Origin of the sequence: Hymenobacter lutimineralis (assembly GCF_008271285.1) — a bacterium.
Taxonomy (GTDB): domain Bacteria; phylum Bacteroidota; class Bacteroidia; order Cytophagales; family Hymenobacteraceae; genus Hymenobacter; species Hymenobacter lutimineralis.
In genome coordinates this window covers 127,175-153,823 of sequence record NZ_VTHL01000004.1, presented here as the reverse complement: position 1 = coordinate 153,823, position 26,649 = coordinate 127,175, and the positions used below count along the sequence as shown (strand labels likewise).

Here is a 26,649-nt window from a genome sequence, read left to right as displayed (position 1 = left end):
GCTAAAAATATTCGCAATTATTTTACCGGATTAAGTGCCTGAAATTTATAGAGTTAAAGATAATTATCATCGTTGTAAATAGCTGCTTTATATAGATCTATTTGCTAAGTGTGATAGGTAAAGGGCTATTGACAAAAAAAGCCCTCCACAACAGCTTGCGGAGGGCCTTTCGAATAAGTGAGCAGCTTAGAGCTGATCTTTCACCACGGCTACTGCCTCCCGGAGGTCAATATCCGTTTTCAGCGTTTTTGTAAAGCGGGAAGCCCGGTTCACTTTCACCGAATCAGTGCCCAATGCCTGCACATCGGTAGCCAATGGCGCAATGGCGAGGGTAGGGGCCGTCTTCTTCATCTCCTCATACCGGTCCGACTCCAGCTTGGCTTTTTCCTGCTCCGTACGGAAAGCAGAGAGCTTCAGGGAAACGTTGGTTTCATCCTTCCGCTTGCGCATGCGCTGTACCATTTCCGAAACCATCTTGTAAGAGGCGCTGCCGGCAATACGGGCCTGACTTTGCGCCTTGATCTTATCGAAGGGTACGGATGGCGAGTTCCAGGTCTTATAACGGGCTGGACCAATTTCGTCCCACTTCAAGGCATACTCCTGCTCCTTCTCGCCTTGGTCGAGGTAGCTTAGCGCATCGGGTAGAATAATATCGGGTACTACCCCTTTAAACTGCGTCGAACCACCATTGATGCGGTAAAACTTTTGCGTTGTGAGCTTGAGCGAGCCAAACGGCTTAAGGCTGCTGAAGTCACCCAGCACATCATCCAGATCGAAGATGCGTTGTACGGTGCCTTTGCCGTAGGTGCTGGCCGAGCCCATGACCACACCACGCTTATAGTCCTGAATAGCGGCAGCCAGAATCTCCGAAGCTGAGGCGCTATACTTATTCACCAGTACCACCAGCGGACCACTGTATTGCACGCGGGGGTCACGGTCGTTGAGCACCGTTGGGGCGCCCTGGCCGGAGCGAACCTGCACAACCGGGCCACTATCAATGAAGAGGCCGGCCATTTCTACCGCATCCTGTAAGGAACCGCCACCATTGTAGCGCAGGTCGAACACTACGCCATCGACGTTTTCTTTTTTTAGTTTTTCCAGCTCTTTACGCACATCGGTGGCGCTGCTGCGGCCGCCGTTGTCGTTGAAGTCGGCATAGAAGGTAGGTAGACGGAGGTAGCCGATTTTCTTGCCATTCTCGTTGATGACGGCTGACTGCGCGTAGGTTTCTTCCAGAATCACCACGTCGCGGATGATAGGAATGACCTTAATGCTAGCATCGGGCTTCTTCACCGTAAGGCGCACTTCCGTGCCTTTCTTGCCCCGGATCAGGGAAATGGCCTTGTCCAAGCGCCAGCCCTCTACCGAAACCGGCTCGTCGGCACCCTGGGCTACGCGCATAATCACGTCTCCCTTCTTAAGCTCACCCTGACGGTAGGAGGCCGAGCCGGGTAGAATATCATCTACTTTGATCTGGCCTTCCTGTTCCTTCAGCGTGGCGCCAATGCCTTCAAAGCGGCCAGTCATGGCCAAGTCAAAGTTTTCCTTGTCGCGGGGAGCGAAGTACTCCGTGTGCGGGTCGTAGGTGTTGGCAATGGTATTGGCGTAGAGAGCCAGCCGGTCGTTGGCGTCGTTCTGCAGCAGGTCGCTGAACTTGTCGTTATAGTTCTTAAGCACCCGCTTGCGGGCCTCGGCCTCCATCTCGGCGGGTGTTCGTACCGGTTCTGCGGCGGCAGTAGTACTGGACTGAGGGGAGCCAGCGGGCTTCTTACCGCTAGCTTTGCTTTGCGCATCCATCATCTCCGAAATACGCAGCATGGTTTCGTACTTCAGGAACTTGCGCCACTGCTCGCGCTGCGCTGCCTTATCAGCAGGAAAGGAGAGCTTGTCAGAATCCGTTTCTACCGATTCCTCCGTAGCGAAGTCAAAAGGTTTCGACAGAATGTCGCGGTAGAGGGCCTGCACCTCTTTGGTGCGCTGGTCAATCAACTTCGTGCTCAGGTCCAGAAACTCGTGCGTCCCGGCTTTCACCTGATCATCAATGCTGTTCTGGTACTTGCGCAGCTGGGCTACGTCCGACTGCAGCAAGAACATCTTGTTGTAGTCAACGCGCTTCAGGTATAAGTCGAATACCCGCTTAGAGAAGTTATCGTCTACTTTTTCGGGCTGATAGTGCGCCTGAGACAGGCCTTGGAGCATAGCCTTGATCAACACCTCGTCCTTTTGCGGACTACGCGTATCGGTACCACGGTGGTACAATTTGTATGAGGCCAGCACAAACACTGCTGTCACCAAGAAGGCATACAAACCTATTTTCAATCGGAATGAAGACATGAATCCGAGGGGTAAAAGAGTCCTAAACAAATATACGCAAAAGCGTATGCAAAAGCCGGTCTGTAAGGTACGCGTCTGCCGCCATGTCCGGTTGTTCTTAAAACGTGTTTCTCCTAGAAATAAGTGCCCACGTACCTGCATAAGGGCGCTGCGGGCCAGTAGATGTTGCGTGGAGCTGCGGAAAGAGACAACAAAAAAACCGCCCCTCTTCTCTGCAGAAGAGGGGCGGTTTTTAGAAGGTTGCTCAACTACTAATAGTTGATACGGTCACCGTTGTGGCGGCGGAACTCGCTCTCAAAGTAGCGAGCATCTTCTTCGTTGCGGGGTTTTACGCCCATCACGATACCACCATTCTTGATGTCAGACTCGTACTCAGCAGCACGCTCTTCCGGGATACCCGAGCCAACCAGTGCACCTACCAGGCCACCCGTGAGGCCGCCGGCACCAGCACCAGCCAAAGCTGCTGCAATAGGACCAGCAATTACCAAGCCCAGGCCGGGCAGAGCAACCGAGGTTCCGATGGCGGCAATAGCACCAATTACGGCACCTGCAGTTCCACCAATGGCCGAGCCTACACCGGCACCTTCCATGGCTTTATCACCCAGGTCGGTATCGGGAGTGTTGTCACCGAAATGACGCTTACGAGTATCGTCGGACATCAGCAGGTTTACGTCGTCTTTCGAGTAACCACGCGAAGAAAGGGAGCTATAAGCACGCTCAGCGCTGTCACGGTCACGGAAAGTAGACGTCAGTACGCGAGGGCCCGAAGTATTCTGATAAGGCTGGCCAGTTACAGCGTGTGCTGCTTCGTCGGTAGCGTTCTGTACGGCGTCAATGCCACGGCCTACTACAGCACCGGCAGTGCCTGCTACAGCAGCGCCTTTAGCGGTAGCGCTATAATCATCGCCGGAAGCACCGGAACCCGTGGACGAGTTACCCATGTTGCCGCTCGAAGTTGTATTTGCACCCGTGCCGTAGCCGGTGCCGGCCGAGCCGGAACCATAGTTAGCGCCTGAACCGGTACCAGTATTCTGTGGGTTGTTTGATTCGTTGGTATTCATTGGTAGTGGGAGTTAAGAGTACTTGAATGGGATGAGAACCAGCACCTAAGCGCTGGCGAATCTCAACGTGGGATTCGAGTAACTTAACGGCCGACCTCAACAAGGGGTTACACCTGACATCAGAAAATGCCTAAATTATATTAGAATATCAATATATGTTATCTACTATACTCATCAGGCAAACGCTTGATAGTTTGCATCGTTCTGCCAAAATTCCCGGCACTGCTGGCGCAGATTCACCAGAAACAGTTCATCCTGTTTGAGAATACGCCACTCGCCAAAACCCAACCGCTCACAAAGCTTGAAGAACTGGTCGCCCTGGCCCTTTGACCCTTTTACCTTTACCAAGCAGCTCAGCAAGGGACGGCCCGCGGCAAATTCGCTTTCCGAAATTTCAGCTAATATCTCGTTCAGACGGGATTTTTCGTGGGATATATCCAGATTGAACCCCAGTTCAGCTTCTTGTACCAAATTCAGATAACTGGTGGTACCTATTTGGGTGCGGGCAAACTTAATTAAGTGGCTACGAACTCGGCCGGTCATACAATGAAGAGAAAAAGGGAAGTAAGGAGGGAATCAGATGCGGAAAGTACAAAAAAAAGCCGCTGTAGCAGCCAATAGCTACTCCAGCGGCAAATTCAGTGCTAGAAAATTTTCAGGGGCCCCATCCAGTCTACTTCTGCTTCCGACGCGTCATTTCCTTCTGAATTAGCAGGAACTCGCGGCTGCTCTGCCCGGAAATGGCCGTATTCTCGTCGGCCCGCCGGAGCAGGTAGGGCATTACAGCCTCTACGGGACCATAGGGGACATATTTGGCGGTGTTATACCCGGCATTTGCCAAGTTGTAAGTAAGGTTGTCGCTCATGCCATACAGCTGGGCAAACCATACCCGCTGGTCGTCAGGCTGCAAGCCGTGCTGTTGCATTAATTTTGTTAGCAGCAGAGAACTGGCCTCGTTGTGCGTGCCGGCGCACAGGCTGATGCGCTCGGCGTGCTGCACGCAGTAGCGGAGGGCCTCATCGTAGAGGGCGTCGGTGGCGTTTTTAGTGGGATTAATGGGGTTGGCATAGCCGCGCTGAGTTGCTACGCGGGCTTCCTTTTCCATATAGGCTCCCCGCACCAGCTTGCCACCCAGAAAGTAACCACCCGCAACGGCAGCGGCGTGGGCCTGCCGAATGGCTTCCAGCCGGTCGTGTCGGTACAGCTGGTAGGTATTCCACACAATGGCCGACTCTTTATTATAACGAGCCATCATAGTATATGCCAGGTCATCTATAGTGGCCTGGAACCAGCTTTCCTCCGCATCCACAAAAACCCGCACCCCATAGCGGTGGGCCTGGGCGCAAATAGCGTCAACGCGGGCCTGCGCCCGCTCGTATCGGGCTTTCTCGCTGGCCGTGAGCGTCTGGCCGGCCTGCACTTTTTCCAGCAGACTGCTGTCGGCTACGCCCGTAACTTTAAAAACGGAGAAAGGAATATGCTCGGAGCGGTGGGCCAGCTCAATGGTGGCCAGAATCTCGTCCCGGGTCCGGTCGAAGCTTTTCTCGTCCCCCTCGCCCTCTACTGAGTAGTCGAGGATGGTGCCGATGTGGTAACGGCCAAGTTCCTGAATGACGGGCAGGCATTCCCGGATGGTTTCGCCACCGCAAAACTGCTCAAAAATGGAATGCTTGATTAAGAACTTGCTACCGGGCAGGCTCCATTTAAGAGCGGTTTTCATCAGCCCCCCGCCGGTTTTCACCAGCATGTTGTTATTCATGGCCGCGAAGAGGGCGTACATCTTGCGCAGGTCACCATCTGATTTAGAGGCAAAGGCAACAGCCGTGTCGTCGAAGGAAACCGGAGGGGCTTGCGTGGTGGGCATGCAGGAAGTGGAATTAAGCGAGGGCGGGTGGTCTACGCTGCTGGCAACAAAGATAGGCGCTAAACCATTCTCGTTGGCTTGAATAACCAAGTGCACCGGCGCATGTTTGCCCCGCCTTGCACGGGTTTCGCTTATCCTACGGTCGCGTTTAAAACAAAAAAAGACCACTCGTTCAGGAGTGGTCTTTTTAGAAGTGGAGAATATCGGAGTCGAACCGATGACCTCTTGCATGCCATGCAAGCGCTCTAGCCAGCTGAGCTAATCCCCCGAATAAGTCCAGCCGCCGGTTGCGTTTGGTGGGACAAAAGTACAGCCGAAATCTGAACCTGCAAGCTACAGGCGTATTTTTTTCAAAAAAAGAAGGCGGGAAATATTTCCCGCCTTCTCTGAAAAGAACTAAACCGCTGGCTTAGTTGAAGATGTAGCGCAAGCCCAACTGAATGCGCCAGCGTGAAGCATCCGTGGTAACGTTGCGGTTAGTTTCCGACAATGCCGTGGCTGAAGTAACCTCACCGGTTGTAGCGTTACGGATTGGATTGTTCAGGTAGGGAACCGTGAAGCGTGGGCGGCCTGTAGCTTGATCAAAGTCCGAGAACGTAATCAGGCCACTACGGTTCGGCGTTTCAATTACACCCCAGTTCTTGTTCAACAGGTTGCCTACATTGAAAATATCTAAGCTGAACTGCAAAGTGTTTTTCGTATCGCCGATGTTAGTGAACACATCTTGGAGTAGGCGGGCATCGAGGAAATTAACCCAAGGAGCCACACCGCCATTACGCTCGGCATACTCACCCCGGCGCTTGCTTAAGTACTTGTCCTGATCAATATATGCGTTCAGGTCTGCCCATTGCTGGGCGGCAGTGTAAGTGTAGGCCTGGGGCGTATTAGCAAAGAACGAAATGTCACGCAGTAAGATCTCGCTCTGGTTGCGTGGTATATAAATCAGGTCGTTGTTCAAGTTGTTGTCCCCGTTCAGGTCGCCATTGTAGGTATAAGAGTAGCGGCCAGTGGGACCTCCGTCGAAGAAAAGCGACACGGCCGTAGCCAAGTGGTTGATGTACTCCTTGCGGTAGGTAAGCGAACCGACCACCCGATGGGTCTGCAGGAAGTTAGTATAGCTGGTCACGTCGGCGTTCGGGTCGCCTGACACCTGCCGGTCACGCCAGATAGAGTTGGCAATAGAGCCACCATCGTTTACCGATTTGGCATCAGCGTAGTTATACGCCAGCGAGGCAGCCAAGCCGTTGTCAAAGGTTTTCTGCAATTGAGCCGTCAACGTATATGAATACCCTTCGTTAGTATTCTTCATGATGATGGCGTCTGAGATATTGCGGTTGATCTGGAACACGCGCGTGTTCAGGGCAGCTGGGTCGCGGTATAACTCCCGGTTGTCGGCGCCGGAAGCGCGAGTGAGGCCGTTAGGTAGGTTGGCATTCACGTGGTAGACCGCGTTTACGTCCTTCGTGTAAATGCCTTCCAGGGTCAACAGTACATCACCAGGCAGGCGCTGGTCTACTGCCAGGTTAGTGCGCCACACCTGAGGAAAGCGGAAGTTTGGGTCCGTCACAGCCAAGTTGTAGTTGGCTGAAGCGGCGCGCTCTACTGGCAGGTTAGCTGCTACGTCGGAGGAAAAGACAACCGGACGGGTGTTGTTGTTGGGATTGGTGTCGTTGTTGTTACCGGGCACCGTAGTGCCGCGGTACGTGCCAAACTGCACCCCATTGTTGGAGGCCTGGTTGGAGATATAGACATATGGTACACGGCCCGTGAATATGCCCGTACCACCACGTACCTGGGTTTTCTGGTCGTCGTTCACGTCCCAGTTAAAGCCCACGCGAGGCGACCACAGAGGACGAGTTTTTTGCACCTTATCGGTTTCGATCTGTTCCCCGTTCCGGAACGTGAAGCTGGCGGCTTGCTCGTTGCGGTCAATTTCGGTGTTGATGATCGGAATATCCACACGGAGGCCACCAGTCACTTTTAAGTTCGGACGGATTGTGTATTCATCCTGTGCAAAGAAACCTAGCTGCACAGCCCGGATATCAGCAAAGGGGAACTCCCCGTTGGCCAAGGATGAGTAACGTACTTCGTAGTCGCTGATGCGGGTGTTGTCAGCCCCGCCAACGCGCGGCGTGAGGCCGCCGGTAGCGGCGTCGTAGTCAAAACCAGCGGCGGCGTAGAAGTCTGTCAACGAGGCAAAACGGTAGCGGCCGTAATAGTTAGGGGCAAAGCCGTTACGGAACTTGTAAGCTTCGTTATAGGTACCCAGCGTGAACACGTGCTTACCGGCCGACAGCGTCAGGTTGTCCGATAACTGGTAAGTATCCGTATCCAGAATATTGTTGGCTGTGAAAGGCTCGTAGCCGAAGGAGGTGAAGGACTGACCCGAGCCGTTCTCGATATCCACCAGCGGGAAGATACCACCCGAGCTTTCACGCGAGTCGCGCATGCGGACCGTACCCACCTGGAAGCTGTTCGACAGGCGCGAGGAAATCTGCGTGTTCAGCTCCGCAATGTAGGAGCTCAGGTTGTTATTGATGCGGTAATAAGCCGCAAAGAAGGGCAGGTTGGTGTTTGTGGGCCCGCGGCCGTTGGCAGGTGCCCCCGAGGTGCTGGGCGGCACGTCACGGTACGACTTCAGGTATGTGTACTTTATGTTAAAGGTGTTCTTGGAATTGATGTTCCAGTCCAGCTTTGCCGAAATCTTGTCGCTGTACGTGTCAAGACGGTAGTTTTCAAACGGCCCGGCGTTGTAGTTGTAGCGCTGGCTCAGGAATGAGCCCAACTGCTCTAGCTGGGCAGCACTGGCTTGGGAAGTGCTGGAGCCGGGGCCAGGAGCAGGCGTTGTGCCGGGACGGTTGGCAATGAAGATGCTGCCTGGGTCGTCGCGGCGTTCAGCTTCGGCACTCACAAAGAAAAACACCTTGTCTTTGATGATAGGACCACCCAGGCGGGCGCCTACCTGCCAGAGGCTGAAGTCGGGAAACTTCTGCTCCAGTTCACCTACCCGGCCAGCCACCAAATTTTCGTTGCGGCGGAAGGCGTAGGCCGAACCCGAGAACTTGTTCGTGCCCGAGCGAGTCACGGCGTTGATGCCGGCACCGGTGAAGGCCCCTTGGCGCACGTCGTAAGGAGCCAGGTTCACTTGAATTTCTTCAATGGCGTCCAACGAAATGGGCTGGGAGTTGGCTTGGCCACCAATCGTCGACGACAAGCCAAATGAGTTGTTGAACAGCGCCCCGTCAATGGTCACGTTGTTGGTTTGGCCAGCCCGGCCACCTACGCTCAAGCCCCCACGGTTGGCTTGCGGGGTCAGACGGGTGAAGTCGTCAAACGAACGGCTCAAGGTAGGCAGGCGCTCAATCTGCTCGCGCTGCACGTTCGTGGCTGCGCCCGTCCGGTCAGAATTGATAACCGGGTCGCGGCGGCCCTGTACAGTTACGCCGGCTAACTGCTGGGTTGTTTCGCTCAAATTGATGTCCAGGCGCAAGTTCTGGCCTAGCGTGAGGAATAGACCTTCACGCACCGCTTCTTGGTACCCAATAAACGTTACCCGTACCGTGTAGGGGCCACCCACCCGCATGTTCTGGATGTTAAAGCGGCCTTCCGAGTTGGTCGGAGCCACGTACTGAGTGTTGGTTGGCGTGTGCACGGCAATAACCGTAGCACCTGGCAAACCCGAGCCGGCCTTGTCGGTAATAATACCGTTCATGGCCGCTGTGGTCGTGCCCTGGCTCCAACCCACGTGCGCTGACAGGACCGTCAGCAGCAGTAGAAAGAGGTGGCGTAAACCTAAATTTTTCATAAAGGGGAAAATTGGTGGAAGAAAAGGGTACTCTGAAAAAACGGGGGCAAAACTACGGGGAGAGGTCGTAGCGGGAGTTACCAAATCATTACCATTAAACCGGCCTTAATACCGCGTCTGTCGAGCGGCAAAGGTAAGGGGGAATTTAGATTTTAGGGCGCACGGCTTTGATAAACCGACTGAGATAATAGTCGGATTCTAAGCTGCTTTCGACCACGCCCTGTGAGGAAGAAGAATGAATGAACTGAACACTTTCGGGCGAGGCCTCCGTGACTAATCCCACGTGGGTAATGGTGGTGCTACCGGGAGAAGCCCCAAAAAATACCAAATCCCCGGCGCGCAAATCCTGGGGCCGCACCGGGTCACCCCACAGGGCCTGTTCGTTGGAGGAGCGGGGAATCTGAACTTCGATGGCGTTGAAGGATGCGCAGAGCAGACCCGAACAGTCCATGCCCAGGCGGGTAGTACCCCCGTACTTATAAGGTGTGCCCTGGTAGGAGCGGGCCGTTTCAATAACCGTGGCCAGGCTGCGGCTAACGCTGGCCGGGCTGCTGGGGCGCTTTACCACTACTTTGCTGCGCCCCGCTGGAGTGCGGGAAACGGTCTTGGCTTTGCGGCTGCGCTCAGCCGCTTTGATGCGCGCCATTTCGCGGGCGGAGTGGTAGCGCCCGTCCCGGTAATTTACTTTGCGCGTGGTATTGCAACTGGCCACTAGCACCAAAAAAATGCACGCTAAAATGAAAAGCCAGCGGAGGCTATAGGTCGAAACCTGTACTTTAGCAGAGTGGTGCCGCATCGGCACAAAGATACGCGACTTCATTCGTAACCGGAAAATGTCTGAGTTTTCTTCCATCACGCCCGCCCTACTGGTAGCCTTTGAGCAGGTAGTAGGCGAGGCCCACGTACTGACCGCGCAGCGCACCGAGGCCGCTGCTTACGCCGATTATGGTCGCGACCATACGGAGGATTTTCACTTCGAGCCCAGCGTGGTGCTCCGGCCCGAAAACGCCGAGCAGATCAGTGAAATTGTGCGCCTTTGCCATGAGCACCGCATTCCGGTAACACCCCGTGGGGCCGGAACGGGCCTGAGCGGCGGAGCGCTGCCCATCCACAATGGCGTGGTTCTGAGCACCGAACGGCTGAACCGCATCATCGAAATCGACGAGCGCAACCTACAGGCCACTGTAGAGCCCGGGGTAATTACGCAGGTGTTTCAGGACGCCGTGCGGGAGCGGGGACTTATGTACCCGCCCGACCCGGCCAGCAAGGGTAGCTGCTTTCTGGGCGGCAACCTGAGCGAAAGCAGCGGGGGGCCTAAAGCGGTGAAATACGGCGTGACCAAGGATTACGTGCTGAATATGCAGGTAGTGCTGCCTACCGGGGACATCATCTGGACGGGAGCCAACACGCTGAAGAATGCCACGGGCTATAACCTCACCCAGCTGATGATTGGCTCGGAGGGGACGCTGGGCATTATCACGCGCATTGTGTTCCGGCTGATTCCGCACCCCCAGCAGGATATTACCCTGCTGGTGCCGTTTCGCCAGGAGGCGCAGGCCGCCGAAGCCGTTTCCGAAATCTTCCGCGCCGGCATCGTGCCCTCGGGCATGGAGTTTATGGAGCGCGAAGCCATTGTGTGGTCGGCGGGCTACCTGAACATTCCCCTGAACCTGCCCGAGGATATTCGCGCCCACCTGCTGATTGAGCTGGACGGCAACGACCTGGAGCGACTCTACCAGGAGGCTGAGCAGGTATACAGCGTGCTGGAGAAGTACGACATCGGCGAAATTCTGCTGGCCGACACGGCCGGGCAAAAGGAGGAGCTCTGGAAGATTCGCCGCAACATCGGCAACGCGGTGCGCTACAACTCGGTGTATAAGGAGGAAGACACCGTGGTGCCCCGGGCTGAATTGCCCACGCTGCTGGCCGGCGTGAAGGAAATTGGCAGCCGCTACGGGTTCAACTCGGTTTGCTACGGCCACGCCGGCGACGGTAACCTGCACATCAACATCATCCGCGGCGACCTGGACGACGACATGTGGAACCACGGCCTGCGGGAACCCATCAAGGAAATCTTCCGGCTGTGCGTAAAGCTGGGTGGTACCATCTCCGGGGAGCACGGCATCGGGCTGGTGCAGCGCCCCTACATTGGTATTGCCATTGGGGAGGTGCAACTGGACCTCATGCGGGGTATCAAGCGGGTGTTCGACCCGCACGGCATCATGAACCCCGGGAAGATATTTTAAGCCCGTGGCGGGTCGGATGCTAACACCCCATCTTATTGAGTTTCCCAAGCTGGGCGCTCCGGATATCGGCTACATCTCGGTGGCGGAAGAGGGGCATCTGCTGCCGTTTGTGCCCAAGCGGGTATTCTGGACGTATCACACGCCCGAGGAAATTGTGCGTGGCCGCCACGCCCACTACAAAACCGAGCAGGTACTGGTGGCGCTGGCGGGCCGGATTGTGGTTGTAATTGAGCGGCCTGGTGGAGAATTGCTAAGCTTCCGGCTGGACAGTCCGCACGTGGGCCTGTACATTCCGCCCAACAACTGGCACTCCATGCACTACTCCGAAACGGCCATCCAACTAACGTTTGCCTCGGAGCTCTACAGTGAAGCCGATTATATCCGGGACTATGCCACGTTCCGGAAAGTTTGGCAAGCCCCTGCTTAAGAAAGAGTAACTACAGCAAAAAAGCCCGGCCGTTTTAAACAGCCGGGCTTTTTTTGAGTACCTGGAAGCTTATTGCTGAGTTTTAAGCAAGTCTTCGCCCCCGTACGGAGCCCCCGCGTTGATGTCGCCGCGCAGGCCGCCCATGGAAACTCCGCCTTCATTTTCAAAGGGGGCTTTGGCTACCCCCGGGGCCGCGGCCTCATTCGCACTGGGTGCCGGGGCACCAGTACCAGAGTTTACCTGCGAGGCGGTAGCGGGCTGGCCGTTGCCGGTGATGATAGTGGGTTGCTCGCCAACGGGGCCGGCCAACTCATTTACCTTTTCTACGTACTGGCGGCGGGCGTCGTCTTGGCTTACACCCTTGAACTTGCTCCAGGCATCCCACTGGGCCTGCGAAAGACCTTTGGGGCCATTGGGGTTGTCGGGAGTATCGTCGCCTACCTCGTCGCGTTTGGTGTCGTGGTCACCTTCGGTAGCTTGTTTGTAGAGGCCATACAGCTCGTGCATGTTGGGGCCTGCCTTATCACTGGGCAGGCTGTCTACGCGCGATACGGCGGCTTCAAATTGTTGCTGAAGGTCGAGCTGCTGTTGCAAATCCATGGCGCTAAAAAAACGGGGTGAGGGAAGTTGATTGCTTGCTTTACTGCGCCCGGCTGGCTTTTGTTGCAGCGCCGTTCTGTACTTTTCGGCATCCAAGTCCCAATAGTTCGTACTTTTGCCCGCCAATTATGTGTGGAATCTCCGGAGTATTCGCTTTCACGGAGGCAGGTCGCAGCTCGCTGGCCTCCCTTCGTGCTTCTACCGACGCCATCGTCAGCCGTGGCCCCGATTCGCAGGGGCATTTCGCGTTTGAAGGCTGTGGGCTGGGCTTTCGTCGCCTGGCCATTCTTGACCTGACCGCCGACGGCAACCAGCCCATGACCGACGAATCGGGGCGCTATACCATTGTCTTCAACGGCGAAATCTTCAACTTCAAGGAGCTGCGCCAGAAGCTGGTGCAGCGCGGGCACCGCTTCCATTCCCAGACGGACACGGAAGTCGTCCTGAACCTCTACATTGCCGAAGGCCGCAATTTTCTGAAGAAGCTCAACGGCTTTTTCGACTTTGCCATCTACGACAAAGAAGAAGACTCTTTGTTTCTGGCCCGCGACCGGATGGGGGAGAAACCCCTGCTGATCTACCGCGACGAAGACAAGCTGCTGTTTGCTTCGGAAATGAAGTCACTGCTGGCGCTGGGCATTCCGCGCAAGCTCGACTACGTGTCGCTTAACCACTACCTGCAGCTCAACTACATTCCCGGTCCGGCTACCATCTTCAAAGGGGTGAAAAAGCTGCTGCCGGGCCACTACATGTATGTGAAGGGCAAGAAGGTGGTGCGCAAGCGCTGGTACAAGATTCCCTACGACCCCAAAAAGGCCGAACGCAACAAGCTGAGTTACGAGCAGCAGCAGGCCAAGCTGGTTGACCTGCTCGACGACGCCACGGCCCGCCGCCTCGTGGCCGACGTGCCCCTGGGCGCTTTCCTGAGCGGGGGCATCGACTCCTCGGTGATTGTGGCCCTGGCCTCCCGGCACACCCAACACCTGAACACCTTCAGCATTGGCTACCGCGACGAGCCGTTCTTCGACGAAACGAAGTACGCCAAGCTGGTAGCCGACCGGTACAAAACCAACCACACGGTTTTCTCACTCACCAACCAAGATTTGTACGACCACATCTTCGATGTACTCAACTACATCGATGAGCCGTTTGCTGACTCCTCGGCCTTGGCCGTGTACATTCTGAGCAAGCGCACCCGGGAAAAAGTGACCGTAGCGCTTTCTGGTGATGGGGCCGACGAGCTGTTTGCCGGCTATAACAAGCACATGGGCGAGTTTCAGGTGCGGCAGGGCGGCTTCAAGGCCGAGGCCGTAACGGGCCTGAACCTGCTCTGGGACGTGCTGCCCAAGTCGCGCAACTCCTTTTTCGGCAATAAGATCCGCCAGTTTCAGCGCTTTTCGCGCGGCATGCTCAGCGGGCCGAAAGACCGGTACTGGGACTGGGCCTCGTTTGCCTCGGCCAAGGACGCGCGCAGCTTGCTGAGCGCCGCCTCCCGCCGCAAAATCGGGAAGAAGCTGGCCGAGAAGCGCCGGCGGGACTTGCTCGAAGGCCTGCACGCCGATGGCGACCTGAACGAGGTGCTGCTGACGGACACCACCATGGTGCTGCCCTACGACATGCTAGCCAAGGTAGACCTGATGAGCATGGCCAACTCCCTGGAGGTACGCCCGCCCTTCCTCGACCCCAACGTGGTGCGCTTTGCTTTTTCCTTGCCCGTGTCAAGCAAGATTGACGCGAACATGAAAAAGAAAATCGTGCAGGACGCTTTCCGGCCCATGCTGCCGGAAGAGCTATACAAGCGGCCCAAGCACGGGTTTGAAGTTCCCTTGCTGAAGTGGTTCCGCGGCGAGCTTCGCCCTTTAATCGAAGACGACCTGCTCTCCGATGCTTTTGTGGAAGCGCAGGGCGTATTCGATGTGGAGGCCATTCGGGCCCTGAAAACCCAGCTTTTCTCCCGCAGCCCCGGCGACGTGCATGCCCGTATCTGGGCCCTCATCGTGTTCCAGTGGTGGTGGAAAAAGTGGATGATGTAGGCATCTAACCAAGTAATAAAATCATAAGCACAGCTTTTTTGACCTTTCTCAAGCCAGTATGAAAATAGCAGTAGTAGGTACCGGGTATGTAGGGTTGGTTACCGGAACGTGCTTTGCCGAAGTAGGCATCGACGTGACTTGTATCGACATCGACCAGAAGAAAATCGACAACCTGCACAAAGGTATTTTGCCGATTTACGAGCCTGGGCTGGAAGAAATGGTAACCCGCAACACCGAGGCGGGCCGCCTGCACTTCTCCACGAAGCTCGGCGAGGCTATCAAGGATTGTGATGTGGCCTTCATTGCGGTGGGCACACCTCCCGGTGAGGATGGCTCCGCGGACCTGAAGTACGTGCTGGCCGTAGCCCGGGAAATCGGGGAAAATATGAACAGCTACGGCGTGATTGTGACCAAGAGCACCGTTCCCGTAGGCACGGCTGCCAAAGTGCGCAACGAAATCGAAAAAGCCCTCGAGAAGCGGGGCGTTCAGATTGACTTCGACGTAGCTTCCAACCCAGAGTTCCTGAAAGAAGGTGCCGCTATCGACGACTTCCTGAAGCCGGACCGCATTGTGGTGGGTATTTCCTCGGAGCGGGCCGAAGACGTGATGCGCAAGCTCTACAAGCCCTTCCTGCTCAACGGGCACCCCATCATCTTCATGGACATCCCCTCGGCGGAGATGACGAAATACGCGGCCAACTCCATGCTGGCCACCAAAATTTCGTTCATGAACGACATTGCCAACCTCTGCGAAATCATGGGCGCCGACGTAAACATGGTGCGCAAAGGCATCGGCTCCGACGCCCGCATCGGTACCAAGTTCATCTACCCTGGCATTGGCTACGGCGGCTCCTGCTTCCCGAAAGACGTGAAAGCCCTCATCAAAACGGCCTCCGAAAATGGTTACGAGATGCAGGTGCTGAAAGCCGTGGAAAGCGTAAACGATAACCAGAAAGAAGTGCTCTTCAACAAAGTGAAGAAGCATTTCGGCGGCGACCTGAAAGGCAAGAAGCTGGCCCTGTGGGGTCTATCCTTCAAGCCCAAGACCGATGACATGCGCGAGGCTCCTTCGCTGGTCATCATTGAGAAGCTACTGGCCGAGGGCTGCACCGTATCGGCCTACGACCCGGTGGCCATGCCCGAAGCCAAGCACACCCTGCACGACACCATCACCTACGCCAAAGACCAGTACGACGCCGTTATCGACGCCGATGCCCTGTTGGTGGTCACGGAATGGCCCGAGTTCCGCGCGCCTAACTTCGACGTAGTAGCCCGCTTGATGAAAGGCAAGGTGGTGTTCGACGGCCGCAACATCTACGATGCGGCGGAAATGGAGCAGGCTGGTTTTGCTTACCACTGCATCGGCATTCGTACGCACCATCAGGAACCGGCTTAGTTGTCCGCTACTGGCCAGCTAATCGGCCAGCGGCGCTTTTCACTTCACCACTAACAGCGAACAGCTTATGGCTAATAGCTCCGACAAGAAACGTATTCTGATTACCGGCGGCGCCGGCTTCCTGGGCTCGCACCTGTGTGACCGGTTCCTGGCCGAAGGCTACCACGTTATTGCCATGGACAACCTGGTGACGGGGAACCTGGCTAACATTGAGCACCTGTTCGGCAAAGAAGACTTCGAGTTTCATCACCACGATGTGTCGAAGTTCGTGTTCGTGCCCGGCAAGCTGGACTACATCCTGCACTTTGCCTCGCCAGCTTCACCCATCGACTACCTCAAGATTCCGATCCAGACCCTGAAGGTAGGCTCCCTGGGTACGCACAACCTGCTGGGCCTGGCCCGCGTGAAAGGTGCCCGCGTGCTGATTGCCAGCACTTCGGAAGTCTACGGTGACCCGGAAGTGCACCCCCAGGTAGAGGAGTACTACGGCAACGTAAACCCCGTAGGCCCCCGCGGCTGCTACGACGAGGCTAAGCGTTTCCAGGAAGCCATTACCATGGCTTACCACAACCACCATGGGCTGGAGACGCGCATCATCCGCATCTTCAACACCTACGGCCCGCGTATGCGCCTCGACGACGGCCGCGTATTGCCAGCATTCCTGAGCCAGGCGCTGCGGGGTGAGGCCCTCACCGTATTTGGGGATGGTTCGCAAACCCGCTCCTTCTGCTACGTGGATGACTTGGTAGAAGGCATTTACCGCCTGCTCCTGAGCGACTACCACCTGCCCGTGAACATCGGCAACCCCGCCGAAATCACGATTAAGGAGTTTGGCGAGGAAATAGCCCGCCTGACGGGCGTGGAGTTCAAGCCCGACTTCCGGCCGCTCCCCGAGAACGACCCCATGAAGCGCCGGCCCGACATTACCAAAGCCCAAGAAATCCTGGGCTGGGAACCGAAGGTAGACCGCGCCGAGGGCCTGAAACGTACGCTGGAATACTTCAAAGAGCACGTCAAAATGTAATCAAGGTTAAAGCGGAGTAATGAAGTGTAGAAATGGTTTGGTATTTGCCACTGTAAGTGACAATACTCATTTTTATACATCTCATAGTTTCATGGAATAAGCCTAAAGTAAAATATGATGGAAAATAATGAAAAGAATATAATTATTGGTGTAGCGTATGGTTATGATTTTGATAAAATAAAATATTTTATTGATTCATTAGTATTGCTAAAATACAGTGGAAAGGTTGTTGTAGTCGGTAATAAAAATATGATTATCCCTGTAGAATATTTGAATATAATTGATCTTGAGATTGTATATGACGATAGATTCAAAAAAGATTTAATAGATAGAGGCATTAATAAAGTTTTATCTTCTAAATTGTTGCGACCGTTTACAAAACGTATCTTATTGTATTTATTTAATAACAACAAATCATTGTTTTATAAGTCTTTTATTTATATTTATCATGTTGTTATTGCCAGATTTGCATTTTATCACGAATTTTTTTATAAAAATATATACAAAGATATTTTTATTACAGACATACGCGATGTTTTTTTTCAAAAGAATATTTTTGAAAAATATGAAAAAGGAGTTCATGTTTTTAATGAGCAGGAACTTCTTACGATAAGCCAATGTCCATGGAATAGCACTTGGATTAGAGATGAATTTGGTGTAAATGAACTCAATAAAATTGGTAAAGAGTCGATATTTTGTGTGGGAACTATTCGTATGGATTATTTAAATTCTCTGAAGTTTCTTGATAATTATATAATTAATATGCTAAATAGTAAAGGTCCTATGAATATTTATGGCCCAGATACCGCAATATTTAATTATATGATACATAATAAATTAATTGAAAATGTTATTGAACACAGCAATGGCGATACAGTGCTTACTGTAACTCATGAAACTTTTGATTTGATTTCCATTAATAATAATTGTATAAAATATCGAGAATATTTTCCATCTGTTATACATCAATATGATAGGCATGATGCATTAAATAAATATGTTCATCAATTGTTTTAAAAGAAAAAAAATGAAGAACAACATTCTTGGTCTAAGCTTGTTTAGTTTAAATAAATATATTTATTCTTATCAAAGGTTGAATATACTTATTATTACACTTTTTACATTTGTAATATCGGTACTAGATGTTATAGGACTGGCTGCTATAGTTCCTGTTACGTTGGTTTTCTCTGATGTGTCAATAGTAAAGAGTAATAAATTTCTGAATCTAATATTTGTCTCCTTTGGATTTGAGGACATAAAATATTTCATTTTATGTCTTCTTATTCTACTTCTTGGATTTTTTTTGTTAAAAAATATTTTTGCTAGTTGGGTATTGTTTATGCAATCAAAATTTATTACTGAGATAAGTTCTAATGTAGTAATGTCTCAGCTTGATAAGTTTTCCGGTATGCCGTTATGGGAATTTAATAATATGGGTTCTTCAATTTTGCTTAGCAGTACACTTCAAATTCCTTCTAATTACATTAATGGAATTGTTAGACCACTTTTTGCTTTTATAAATGAAGTTATGATTGTCCTAATAATAGTATTGGGAATTTTTCTGTTTAAACCTGTGTTGTTTTTAGTGCTATTGGTTTTTTTAGCTCCCTCGGTCTTTCTAATATATAGAGTATTTAAAAATAAATCTGAATCTTTAGGTGATAAGATATTGGAGTTAAGACCTGTTTCATTTAATGTTCTGAGTAATATATTTAATGGCTTCTTAGAGCTAAAATTAGCGAATAAGTTAAATATGATGAAAGGGCGCCTCGTTGAAAATGAAAAAAAGCTGCACATGCTTGAGTCACGTGCATACGTTTATCAAGGTCTGCCGTTGAGAATAATCGAACTAGTGGCAATTATCGGCTTGGTTATCATTTTCATCTATGGTATATATTTTTCAAGTGATCCTAAAGAAACTATTGCTCTTCTAGGTTTATTTGCTGCTTCATCCTATAGGTTGATGCCATCTATCAACAGAATGCTAACATCAGTAGTTACAATGAAAACTTATAAGTCTGCAATCGATGAATTGCTTTATAATTACGATAATATTTATTCGAAAAAATCAATATCAAGTAATGATTTAAAACACAAAGAGCAAGCAGAATTGACTTTTGAAAGCGAACTTATATTAGATAGAATATCATTTAGTTTCCCTGGTTATGATAAAAATGCACTTAATAATATTAATTTAAGAATTAAAAAAGGTGAAATAATTGGTTTTATAGGGAGTTCTGGTTCGGGTAAAACGACGCTTATGAATCTTATTCTTAGGTTTTATATAGAAAATGAAGGCGCTATACTTGTTGATGGATTGACTTTAGACGAATCGCGTACCAAGGCTTGGTATCAATCAGTTGGGTATGTGAAGCAGGATACATTTTTGATGGATGCATCTATAAGGGAAAATATTACGCTTTATGATGAAAATATTGATGAAAATCGATTGACATATGCAATAAAACAAGCTTCTTTACTATCATTAATTGAAAGCCTTCCTAGCGGCGATAGGACTCACATTGGGGAAAAAGGTTCCAAACTTTCAGGTGGACAGCGACAGAGAATCGGAATTGCGAGGGCATTATATAAAAATGCGAATGTTCTCGTTCTTGATGAAGCGACTAGTGCCTTGGATAACGAAACAGAAAGAGAGGTGAATGAATCTATTCATACACTCTCTCTAACTGATATAACTGTTCTGATTGTTGCTCATAGGATAACTACGTTACGCGATTGCAATCGTATATATGAGCTAAAGGATGGATATATTATTGCTGAGCATCAGTATAATCAGTTAGCTGAAAAGCTGTTGCAGTAATATATGCTAGAGTGTGTGGACAGTAGAGAATAGCTTTGGCCCATGCGTCGGCAAAAATTAAGTGAACACGAATAGGAAATAGCCGAAGCCCATATGCGGGGCCGAAGCCGCGATAGCCACTTGTTTGTCAATGCGGTATTCTATCTAATCAGCACCGGCGTGTAGTGGGGAGACTTGCCGAGCGGTTTGGTTCCTCAAACGGTGGCACACCGCTTCCGCCGCTGGGCCCAAGCTGGGGTGTGGCAAGCACTGTTGTAAGCCATGCAGAAGCCCGACTTTGCATAGGTACTGGCGGATTCAACCACCGTCAAGGCGCACAAATCGGCCGCTGGGTAAAAAAAGCACGACGGCCGCAGAAGGCCTAGGCCGTAGCCGGGGAGGTTGCTGCACTAAGCTACACGCGGTACTCGATGCGCTCGGCAACTGTCTACTGCTGACCTAGACGCTGAGACACTGGGCCGATTGCAAGCAGCTGCTGGCCTTATTGGCGGCGTTACGTCACGCTCTGGGGGGCGCGGTGGCCGACAAAGCCTGCGACACCAATGCCGTTTAACACGGCATTGAGGCCTGCCACGCCAAGCCCGTGATTCCGTCCAAAGCTAGCCGCAACAAGCCCTGAATCTACGACCAGAACCTCTACGCGGACCGCAGTAAGGCCGAGCGTTTCTTTGGCCGCCTCAAGGAAGCTCGAGGCTGCGCGACCCGCTACGAAAAAAACGCGACTTCCTTTCCAGCTACCGCCCACATACTCGCCGCGCTTAATTGGCTGCGCTAACAGTCCACACGCTCTAGTTTGATCACCTCATCCAATCAAATAATATGGTAGTGCCTTTCTTCTCAGTCGTTGTACCCTGTTACAACCGGGCCACCATCGTGCCCGACACCATCCGGGCCATTCTGCGGCAGGAATTCCAGGATTTCGAGCTCGTGCTGGTCGACGACGGCAGCCGGGACAACCTAGCCGAAGTAGCCAAATCGTTCAACGACCCCCGCATCCGCTACTTCTACAAGGAAAACGGGGAGCGGGGCGCCGCCCGCAACTACGGCACCCAGCAGGCCCGCGGGCAATACGTCAATTTTTTTGACTCCGACGACGAAATGTACCCCAACCACCTGCGCGTGGTGAAGGAGTACATCGACAAAAATGGGGCGGTGGAAGTGCTGCACACCGGCTACGAGGTACTCGACGGCGCGGGTCGGCAGGTGCACGAGGTCATTGACTTCTCCAAGAGCACGAACGACGAGCTGATTCACGACAATTTCCTGGCCTGCAACACAGTGTTCGTGCGCCGGGATATTGCCTTGGCTAACCCTTTCGAGGAGGACCGTAAGCTGGCTTCGGCCGAGGACTGGGAGCTATGGCTGCGCCTGGCTAGCAAGTACACGTTCCACAGCATCAGCGCCAAAACGTTCTGCCTGCGTGAGCACGACGGCCGTAGCCTCAACACCATAGCGCCCGATGCCGTAATTGCCCGCGACGAGCTGTTTGGCAAGCTTATGCAGCAAGACCACGATTTCCGGCGGCGCTACAAAGGGCAAGTGAACTACTTCGTGGCCAACCGCTACACGTTCATCACCCTGGTGCTGGCCCTGGCCAAAAACCGGCGCACCGACACCCTGCATTACCTCTGGAAAGCCGTGCAGGCCGACCCTACCGTGCTCTGGCGCCGCCGTTTCCTGGCTTCGGTCAAGCACCTGCTTTAGATAGCTAATGAATTGGCTGACTTGCTGTTGATGGTTAGCCAATTCCCCCGCCGGGTTTTTGCCCTATCTTTGCCGGTCTCCGGCCCAACCCTGCCGGGCAACTTTAGTAGCATCAGGTGGTAGCCTGGTAGCTGTATGTTTCGACTTTCTCGCTTTTGCTCATGATTAACGTTACGCGTACCTATCTGCCCCCACTAGAAGAATACACCAAGTACCTGGAAGGAATCTGGGAACGGGTTTATCTGACAAATGCGGGGCCGCTGGTGGTTGAGCTGGAGCAGCGCCTGCGCGACTATTTGGGCGTTAAGCACTTCTTCTTCGTGAACAATGGCACCATCGCGCTGCAAATCGCGCTGAAGGCCCTGGAGATTGAGGAAGGTGAAGTCCTGACCACGCCCTTTTCCTACGTAGCCACAACCTCCAGCATAGTGTGGGAGGGAAGTGAGCCGGTTTTCGTGGATATTCACCCCGAAACGCTGTGCCTGGACCCGGCTAAAATCGAAGCTGCCATTACTCCCCGGACTCGGGCCATTATGGCCACGCACGTTTACGGCAACCCGTGTGATGTAGAAGCCATTGAAGCCATTGCCCAGCGCCATCAGCTAAAGGTCATCTACGACGCCGCCCACGCATTTGGGACGCTGTATAAAGACAGCTCGGTACTCAACTACGGCGACGTATCCACGCTCAGCTTCCACGCCACCAAGCTGTTCCACACGGGCGAGGGCGGCGCCATCGTCACGAATGATGATGACATTGCGCACCGCATTGCCTACATGCGCAACTTCGGCCACAACGGGCCCGAGGCGTTCTGGGGCGTGGGGGTGAACGGCAAAAGCTCGGAGCTGCACGCGGCCATGGGCTTGTGCGTGCTGCCCAAAGTGCCCGAGCTAATTGCCAAGCGCAAGGCCTTGGCTGAGCTGTATGATTCCTTATTGGATGGCACTGTCTGCGTACGCCCGGCGCTGCAGCCGCATACTACCTACAACTATTCCTATCACCCCATTCTGCTGCCCTCGGAGGAAGCGCTGCTGCAGGTGCGTGACGCGCTGAATGCCCAGGAAATTACGCCCCGGCGCTATTTCTACCCTTCCCTCAATACCCTCAACTACGTACGGCCTCAGGCTGCACCAGTTTCCGAAGACGTATCGACCCGGGTGCTCTGCCTACCACTGTACTACGACTTGGAGTTCGACCAAGTGCGGCTGATAGCCTCCATTATCAACCAGGCCCTGTAGCCTATGCTGGTCATTGGTGCCAAAGGCCACGCGCTGGAAGTATTGCAGGTATTGGAAGATGCCGGACAGGTGCAGCATCTCTGTTTCTACGATGATGTGACGCCTGACGCCCCCAACCAGTTGTTTGGCCAGTACCCCGTGCTGCACTCTGCGGCCGCCGCCGCTGAGCACCTGCGCACCGACGCCCGCGTGGTCGTTGGCATTGGTGGCCCCCAACTCCGACAGCGCGTAGCTGCCCGCTTCCGGGAACTGGGAGCCGAGCTCTACTCCGCCGTTGCCCCGCAAGCCCACATCGGCCGCCATGAAGTACAACTGGGCGCTGGCTTAAACATCATGAATGGGGTGCTCGTGAGTAATGAGGTAAGCGTCGGCGAAGGCACCCTGCTCAATGCCCGCGCTTCTTTGCACCACAATGTACAGGTGGGTAGCTACTGCGAAATTTCCCCCGGCGCACAGTTGTTGGGGCATGTGCGCGTCGGCAGCTATTCACAGATTGGGGCTGGCGCTATTATCCTGCCCCGGGTGCGCATCGGCCACAACGTGCTGGTAGGTGCCGGCGCCGTCGTTACCGCCGATGTGCCCGATAATACCGTCGTAGCCGGCGTGCCTGCCCGGCCGCTTCGCCAGCTTTCCCCTTTACCTTCAGCCTTGCCTATCTGATGTCTGCTTCCCCTTCTGTTCCCAGGAACGTAGCTGCTCCCAGCGTGGACGTGGCCATGATTACCTACAACCACGAGGCCTACCTGGCGGAAGCTATTGAGGGGGTTCTCCGGCAGCAGACCACGTTTCCCGTGCGCATGGTGATAGGGGAAGACTACTCGACCGACCGCACCCGCGAGATTCTGCTTCAGTATCAGCAGCGCTACCCCGACCGTTTTCTGCTCTTGCTGCCCGAGAAGAACATCGGGGTGATGCCCAACCTCAAGCAAGTGCTGGAGGCCTGCACCGCGCCCTACATAGCCTTGCTGGAAGGAGACGACTACTGGATGAACCCGCACAAGCTGCAGCGGCAGGTAGACTTCCTGCAGGCGCACCCGGAACACAGCATGACCCTGCACGATGCCGAGATATTCTGGCAGGATGGGGCCACGCCGCCGGTTTCCTTTAGCTCCACCAAAACTCAGCTACAGCAGGGCGAGCGGGACTTCACCCATGCCGACGTGGTGAAAAACGGTTGGTTTATGCCTACGGCTTCTCTGGTGTTTCGGCGGGAACCAGTGGCTAAGCTGCCCGAGTGGTTTACCACCGTCTTCAGCGGCGACTACAGCCTGCACCTGCTGATTTCGCGGGCGGGCAAGGTGCATTACTTCCCCGAGGTGATGTCGCGCTACCGCATGCACTCCGCCGGCCTCAGCCACAACCAAACTATGAACCGGCCCGACCAGATCATCAAGAAGGTGCAAGAAAATGAGGCCTTTCGCCAGCATTTCGACGCCGAGCACCGGGCGCACTTTACGCGCAGCATCAGTGATTTGCAGGTGCAGCACGGCACGGCGCTGCGCCGGCAGGGCCAATACGGAGGTATGACCAAAAGCTGGCTGGCCGCCATTGCCACGGACCCGGTGCGGGTAGCCCGTAACTTTGTGGGTAAGCTTATTCGCGGGCAGTTGTTTTAAGCCTCCTCAGAGCAGGCCAAGCGTAGATCTGAAAAAAACATGTCGTCCGTTAAGAAAATCCTTAAGCAGATATTTCCGGTTGTACTGCTCAAACGCGCACACCTGGAGTATAATAAGCTGCGCATCAAAACGATTGACAAGCTACTGTTTCCGGAAAAATCCTTCCAACAGGCTGACTTTCGGATTCGGCGCGACGATTATCCCTTCCGCCTGATTCCGGTGGTACTCGAACACCTGGACGAGCGGCTGCAGCGGCAGTTTCGCTCCAATGATGACTGGACTCAGGATGAGTACCTGCTCGTCTACAACCAGCCCTGCCTGATTGAGCCCCACTACGGCTGGGCCCTGTCCCAGGACAACCAGCTAATCTACCCTTCCCTGGGCTTTAGCCGGGTGCCCTACCTGCCCAAACCCGATCTGGCGGCGAAAGGCATGTGGAGCCAGCCTTTGGAAGAGTTTGAGGAGCTGGTTTCGCTGCGGGACACCGGGGAGGAGAACTACTACCACTTCTACAACGACGTGCTGGCCAAGCTGTTCTTCCTGGAAGAGCAGGGCCTGCTTACTCCCCAGACGCCGCTACTGATTGCTGATGCCCTGTGGCGGAAGCCCTTTTTCCAGTACTTCCTGGAGCATCCCTACCTGAAAAACCGGCGGTGGGTAGTGCAGCAGAAGGGGCAGTATATCCGGAGCCGCAAAACGTACTTCTGCAAGCCGCTCACGCACACGCCCCAGTATTACGCCCGCATCCTCGACATGGTGCGCCCCGCCGACCGGGCCATCACTGGGCAGGAGCGCCGCATCTTCATTACCCGCAGCCCCAAGCGCCTGCGCTTTATTGAGAATGGGGCCGAAGCCGAGCAGGTTTGCCGGGAACTGGGCTTTGAAGTGGTGGACTTCGACGAAATGACCTTGGCCGAGCAGATCCAGACCATGGCCAACTCGCGGTATGTGGTAGGCATTCACGGGGCTGGCCTCTACAACATGATTTTCCGCGGTCAGCAGCCTATGGGTCTACTGGAAATCTATCCACCGGCCAGCTACTACCCCTTCCATTATGTGCTGGTGGCTACCCAAATGGGTTACGCCTATGACGGCCTCATCGGGCAGCCCGGTACCCAGAAATTCTCGGGTGGCTTCTACGTTGATCCGGCGGAGCTGCGCCAGCGCATAACGGCCCTGCTGCAGCGCTAGGCGCGGTCAATCTGCTTTACTTTTTGCTTTGCTTATGCCCTCTGCTTCTTCTCCCCAGAATATACTGCTGCTTATCCCAAACTTTGGTTTCGGGGGAGCCCAACAAGTGTTTCACGACCACAGTGTAGAGCTGGCGAAGCAATTTCAGGTGACGGAGTGCGTCTTCAACCTCGACCAGGCCGATGCCTACCCCAGCGGTAATCCGGTGATTAACCTGGATGTGCCGGGGCACGGTTCTACGCTCGATAAGATCAAGCACTTCGTGCAGCGGTGCACCCGGCTGCGCTTCCACAAAAAGCGCCTGAACACGCAGGTCTGCATCAGCCACCTCGAAGGGGCCGACTATGTAAACCTGCTCAGCCGCACCGGCGAGCGGACCATCCTGTGTATTCACGGCTCCAAGGTGCACGACGGCGAAATCCAGGGCTGGGTGGGCTGGTTTCGGCAGAAAGTGTTTATGCCGTTCTTCTACCGCCAGCCCGACCACATCGTGACGGTGAGCCGCGACATCCGGCAGGAGCTGATTGACCACTACAAGCTGGACCCGACGCGCATCACCACCATCAACAACTTTTTCCACCCCGAGAAAATCCTCGGGCGCGCGGCCGAGCCCATCGACCCGCAGTATGAGCCCCTGTTCAGTCAGCCCGATGTGCTGATTACCTCAGGCCGCCTAGCCCGGCAGAAAAATCAGGCTCCGTTGCTCGATGTTTTCGCCGAAGTGCTCAAGTCCCGCCCCACCACCAAGCTAGTGCTGCTCGGCGACGGGGAGCTGCGCAATGAGTTGGTAGCCCAGGCGCGCGAACTGGGCTTGCGCTTTTACCAAGCCTGGAACAACGACCCGCTCGACCAGGAGTACAGCCTTTACTTCCTCGGCTACCAGCAAAATCCCTTCCGCTACATCCGGCGGGCCGCTATGTTCGTGTTTCCCTCGGGCTGGGAAGGTTTTCCGATGGCCTTGGGCGAAGCCATGATCTGCGGCTTGCCCGTTGTCTCAACAGACTGCCCCACCGGGCCGCGGGAAATGCTGGCGCCCACCACGCCCTACGGCCAGAAAATCAGCGAAGCGGAACCCGCCGAGTACGGCATGCTGATGCCCCTGCTGGGCTCTGACTACCGCACCTATACTCGCGGGGTGTGGGTACGCACGCTTTTGGAACTGCTAGCCGACTCTGCCCGACGGGCTCATTATGCGGCCAAGGCGCAGGAGCGCATGCAGGATTTCACCCGGGACCGGATATTCCAGAAGTGGGAACAGGTAATCCGGGGGCAGTAATGTTGGCCGGTTA

20 protein-coding genes and 1 tRNA gene are annotated in these 26,649 nt (G+C 53.9%); 13 read left to right on the top strand and 8 right to left on the bottom strand.

Going from position 1 to position 26,649, the window contains the following annotated elements; translation table 11 throughout:
• Positions 1 to 186: 186 nt before the first annotated feature.
• The 7 genes from FY528_RS06190 to FY528_RS06160 form a co-directional block, all read right to left on the bottom strand.
• On the bottom strand, positions 187 to 2,334 hold the full coding sequence (locus FY528_RS06190; protein ID WP_149070115.1) for a carboxy terminal-processing peptidase: 2,148 nt from the start codon (positions 2,332 to 2,334) through the stop codon (positions 187 to 189).
• A 251-nt stretch (positions 2,335 to 2,585) separates the two neighbouring features.
• Positions 2,586 to 3,395, bottom strand: coding sequence for a hypothetical protein (locus FY528_RS21800; RefSeq protein WP_373281605.1), 810 nt, complete (start codon positions 3,393 to 3,395; stop codon positions 2,586 to 2,588).
• Positions 3,396 to 3,569: 174 nt separating this feature from the next.
• Positions 3,570 to 3,938: a hypothetical protein gene (locus tag FY528_RS06180; protein ID WP_149070114.1), complete on the bottom strand. Its 369-nt coding sequence runs from the start codon at positions 3,936 to 3,938 to the stop codon at positions 3,570 to 3,572.
• A 130-nt stretch (positions 3,939 to 4,068) separates the two neighbouring features.
• A complete protein-coding gene (locus FY528_RS06175; protein WP_149070113.1) occupies positions 4,069 to 5,259 on the bottom strand; it encodes a proline dehydrogenase family protein in 1,191 nt (396 codons plus the stop codon).
• Between the two features lie 194 nt (positions 5,260 to 5,453).
• Positions 5,454 to 5,527 (bottom strand) — tRNA-Ala (locus tag FY528_RS06170).
• Positions 5,528 to 5,668: 141 nt separating this feature from the next.
• Positions 5,669 to 9,064, bottom strand: coding sequence for a TonB-dependent receptor (locus FY528_RS06165; protein ID WP_149070112.1), 3,396 nt, complete (start codon positions 9,062 to 9,064; stop codon positions 5,669 to 5,671).
• A gap of 145 nt (positions 9,065 to 9,209) precedes the next feature.
• Positions 9,210 to 9,776, bottom strand: a complete 567-nt coding sequence (locus tag FY528_RS06160; protein ID WP_262383924.1) for a C40 family peptidase — start codon at positions 9,774 to 9,776, stop codon at positions 9,210 to 9,212.
• A 121-nt stretch (positions 9,777 to 9,897) separates the two neighbouring features.
• Here FY528_RS06160 and FY528_RS06155 point away from each other — a divergent pair, with 121 nt between their 5' ends.
• Both FY528_RS06155 and FY528_RS06150 read left to right on the top strand, forming a co-directional pair.
• Positions 9,898 to 11,310, top strand: a complete 1,413-nt coding sequence (locus tag FY528_RS06155) for an FAD-binding oxidoreductase (protein ID WP_149070111.1) — start codon at positions 9,898 to 9,900, stop codon at positions 11,308 to 11,310.
• 16 nt (positions 11,311 to 11,326) lie between these two features.
• Positions 11,327 to 11,737 carry a sugar 3,4-ketoisomerase gene (locus tag FY528_RS06150; RefSeq protein WP_149070110.1) on the top strand — a complete coding sequence of 137 codons (411 nt, stop codon included), beginning with the start codon at positions 11,327 to 11,329 and terminating at the stop codon, positions 11,735 to 11,737.
• A gap of 69 nt (positions 11,738 to 11,806) precedes the next feature.
• On the opposite strand, the gene FY528_RS06145 is transcribed toward FY528_RS06150, so the two are convergent.
• Positions 11,807 to 12,337, bottom strand: coding sequence for an acyl-CoA-binding protein (locus FY528_RS06145; RefSeq protein WP_149070109.1), 531 nt, complete (start codon positions 12,335 to 12,337; stop codon positions 11,807 to 11,809).
• Positions 12,338 to 12,465: 128 nt separating this feature from the next.
• On the opposite strand from FY528_RS06145, the gene asnB reads away from it, so the two are divergent.
• The 11 genes from asnB to FY528_RS06080 all read left to right on the top strand — a co-directional run bounded on the left by asnB (position 12,466) and on the right by FY528_RS06080 (position 26,636).
• Positions 12,466 to 14,370 (top strand): asparagine synthase (glutamine-hydrolyzing), encoded by a 1,905-nt coding sequence (gene asnB / locus FY528_RS06140; protein ID WP_149070108.1) that lies wholly within the window; start codon positions 12,466 to 12,468, stop codon positions 14,368 to 14,370.
• A gap of 58 nt (positions 14,371 to 14,428) precedes the next feature.
• The gene (locus FY528_RS06135; protein ID WP_149070107.1) at positions 14,429 to 15,766 is read left to right on the top strand and encodes a UDP-glucose dehydrogenase family protein; all 1,338 of its coding nucleotides are present in this window, start codon (positions 14,429 to 14,431) and stop codon (positions 15,764 to 15,766) included.
• Positions 15,767 to 15,833: 67 nt separating this feature from the next.
• Positions 15,834 to 16,790, top strand: a complete 957-nt coding sequence (locus FY528_RS06130) for a UDP-glucuronic acid decarboxylase family protein (protein WP_149070106.1) — start codon at positions 15,834 to 15,836, stop codon at positions 16,788 to 16,790.
• A gap of 114 nt (positions 16,791 to 16,904) precedes the next feature.
• Positions 16,905 to 17,807 (top strand): hypothetical protein, encoded by a 903-nt coding sequence (locus FY528_RS06125; protein ID WP_149070105.1) that lies wholly within the window; start codon positions 16,905 to 16,907, stop codon positions 17,805 to 17,807.
• Between the two features lie 10 nt (positions 17,808 to 17,817).
• Complete coding sequence (locus tag FY528_RS06120; RefSeq protein ID WP_187632027.1) at positions 17,818 to 19,611, top strand: ABC transporter ATP-binding protein; 1,794 nt, start codon at positions 17,818 to 17,820, stop codon at positions 19,609 to 19,611.
• An 819-nt stretch (positions 19,612 to 20,430) separates the two neighbouring features.
• Positions 20,431 to 21,315 carry a glycosyltransferase family 2 protein gene (locus FY528_RS06105; protein ID WP_149070103.1) on the top strand — a complete coding sequence of 295 codons (885 nt, stop codon included), beginning with the start codon at positions 20,431 to 20,433 and terminating at the stop codon, positions 21,313 to 21,315.
• Positions 21,316 to 21,476: 161 nt separating this feature from the next.
• The gene (locus tag FY528_RS06100) at positions 21,477 to 22,553 is read left to right on the top strand and encodes a DegT/DnrJ/EryC1/StrS family aminotransferase (RefSeq protein ID WP_149070102.1); all 1,077 of its coding nucleotides are present in this window, start codon (positions 21,477 to 21,479) and stop codon (positions 22,551 to 22,553) included.
• 3 nt (positions 22,554 to 22,556) lie between these two features.
• Positions 22,557 to 23,213, top strand: a complete 657-nt coding sequence (locus FY528_RS06095; protein ID WP_149070101.1) for an acetyltransferase — start codon at positions 22,557 to 22,559, stop codon at positions 23,211 to 23,213.
• Positions 23,213 to 24,169 (top strand): glycosyltransferase, encoded by a 957-nt coding sequence (locus FY528_RS06090; protein ID WP_149070100.1) that lies wholly within the window; start codon positions 23,213 to 23,215, stop codon positions 24,167 to 24,169. Before FY528_RS06095 ends, FY528_RS06090 begins: the two co-directional genes overlap by 1 nt.
• Before the next feature lie 39 nt (positions 24,170 to 24,208).
• Complete coding sequence (locus FY528_RS06085; RefSeq protein WP_149070099.1) at positions 24,209 to 25,360, top strand: glycosyltransferase family 61 protein; 1,152 nt, start codon at positions 24,209 to 24,211, stop codon at positions 25,358 to 25,360.
• A 34-nt stretch (positions 25,361 to 25,394) separates the two neighbouring features.
• Positions 25,395 to 26,636, top strand: coding sequence for a glycosyltransferase (locus tag FY528_RS06080; protein WP_149070098.1), 1,242 nt, complete (start codon positions 25,395 to 25,397; stop codon positions 26,634 to 26,636).
• Positions 26,637 to 26,649 lie beyond the last annotated feature (13 nt).

Excerpts from the sequence above, each read along its gene's own strand:
- asnB (WP_149070108.1), top strand. The coding sequence starts at position 12,466 with ATGTGTGGAATCTCCGGAGTATTCGCTTTCACGGAGGCAGGTCGCAGC.
- FY528_RS06165 (WP_149070112.1), bottom strand. The coding sequence starts at position 9,064 with ATGAAAAATTTAGGTTTACGCCACCTCTTTCTACTGCTGCTGACGGTC.
- FY528_RS06150 (WP_149070110.1), top strand. The coding sequence starts at position 11,327 with ATGCTAACACCCCATCTTATTGAGTTTCCCAAGCTGGGCGCTCCGGAT.
- FY528_RS06175 (WP_149070113.1), bottom strand. The coding sequence starts at position 5,259 with ATGCCCACCACGCAAGCCCCTCCGGTTTCCTTCGACGACACGGCTGTT.
- FY528_RS06120 (WP_187632027.1), top strand. The coding sequence starts at position 17,818 with ATGAAGAACAACATTCTTGGTCTAAGCTTGTTTAGTTTAAATAAATAT.
- FY528_RS21800 (WP_373281605.1), bottom strand. The coding sequence starts at position 3,395 with ATGAATACCAACGAATCAAACAACCCACAGAATACTGGTACCGGTTCA.
- FY528_RS06080 (WP_149070098.1), top strand. The coding sequence starts at position 25,395 with ATGCCCTCTGCTTCTTCTCCCCAGAATATACTGCTGCTTATCCCAAAC.
- FY528_RS06105 (WP_149070103.1), top strand. The coding sequence starts at position 20,431 with ATGGTAGTGCCTTTCTTCTCAGTCGTTGTACCCTGTTACAACCGGGCC.
- FY528_RS06090 (WP_149070100.1), top strand. The coding sequence starts at position 23,213 with ATGTCTGCTTCCCCTTCTGTTCCCAGGAACGTAGCTGCTCCCAGCGTG.
- FY528_RS06180 (WP_149070114.1), bottom strand. The coding sequence starts at position 3,938 with ATGACCGGCCGAGTTCGTAGCCACTTAATTAAGTTTGCCCGCACCCAA.
- FY528_RS06130 (WP_149070106.1), top strand. The coding sequence starts at position 15,834 with ATGGCTAATAGCTCCGACAAGAAACGTATTCTGATTACCGGCGGCGCC.
- FY528_RS06100 (WP_149070102.1), top strand. The coding sequence starts at position 21,477 with ATGATTAACGTTACGCGTACCTATCTGCCCCCACTAGAAGAATACACC.
- FY528_RS06095 (WP_149070101.1), top strand. The coding sequence starts at position 22,557 with ATGCTGGTCATTGGTGCCAAAGGCCACGCGCTGGAAGTATTGCAGGTA.
- FY528_RS06155 (WP_149070111.1), top strand. The coding sequence starts at position 9,898 with ATGTCTGAGTTTTCTTCCATCACGCCCGCCCTACTGGTAGCCTTTGAG.
- FY528_RS06085 (WP_149070099.1), top strand. The coding sequence starts at position 24,209 with ATGTCGTCCGTTAAGAAAATCCTTAAGCAGATATTTCCGGTTGTACTG.
- FY528_RS06125 (WP_149070105.1), top strand. The coding sequence starts at position 16,905 with ATGATGGAAAATAATGAAAAGAATATAATTATTGGTGTAGCGTATGGT.
- FY528_RS06190 (WP_149070115.1), bottom strand. The coding sequence starts at position 2,334 with ATGTCTTCATTCCGATTGAAAATAGGTTTGTATGCCTTCTTGGTGACA.
- FY528_RS06145 (WP_149070109.1), bottom strand. The coding sequence starts at position 12,337 with ATGGATTTGCAACAGCAGCTCGACCTTCAGCAACAATTTGAAGCCGCC.
- FY528_RS06135 (WP_149070107.1), top strand. The coding sequence starts at position 14,429 with ATGAAAATAGCAGTAGTAGGTACCGGGTATGTAGGGTTGGTTACCGGA.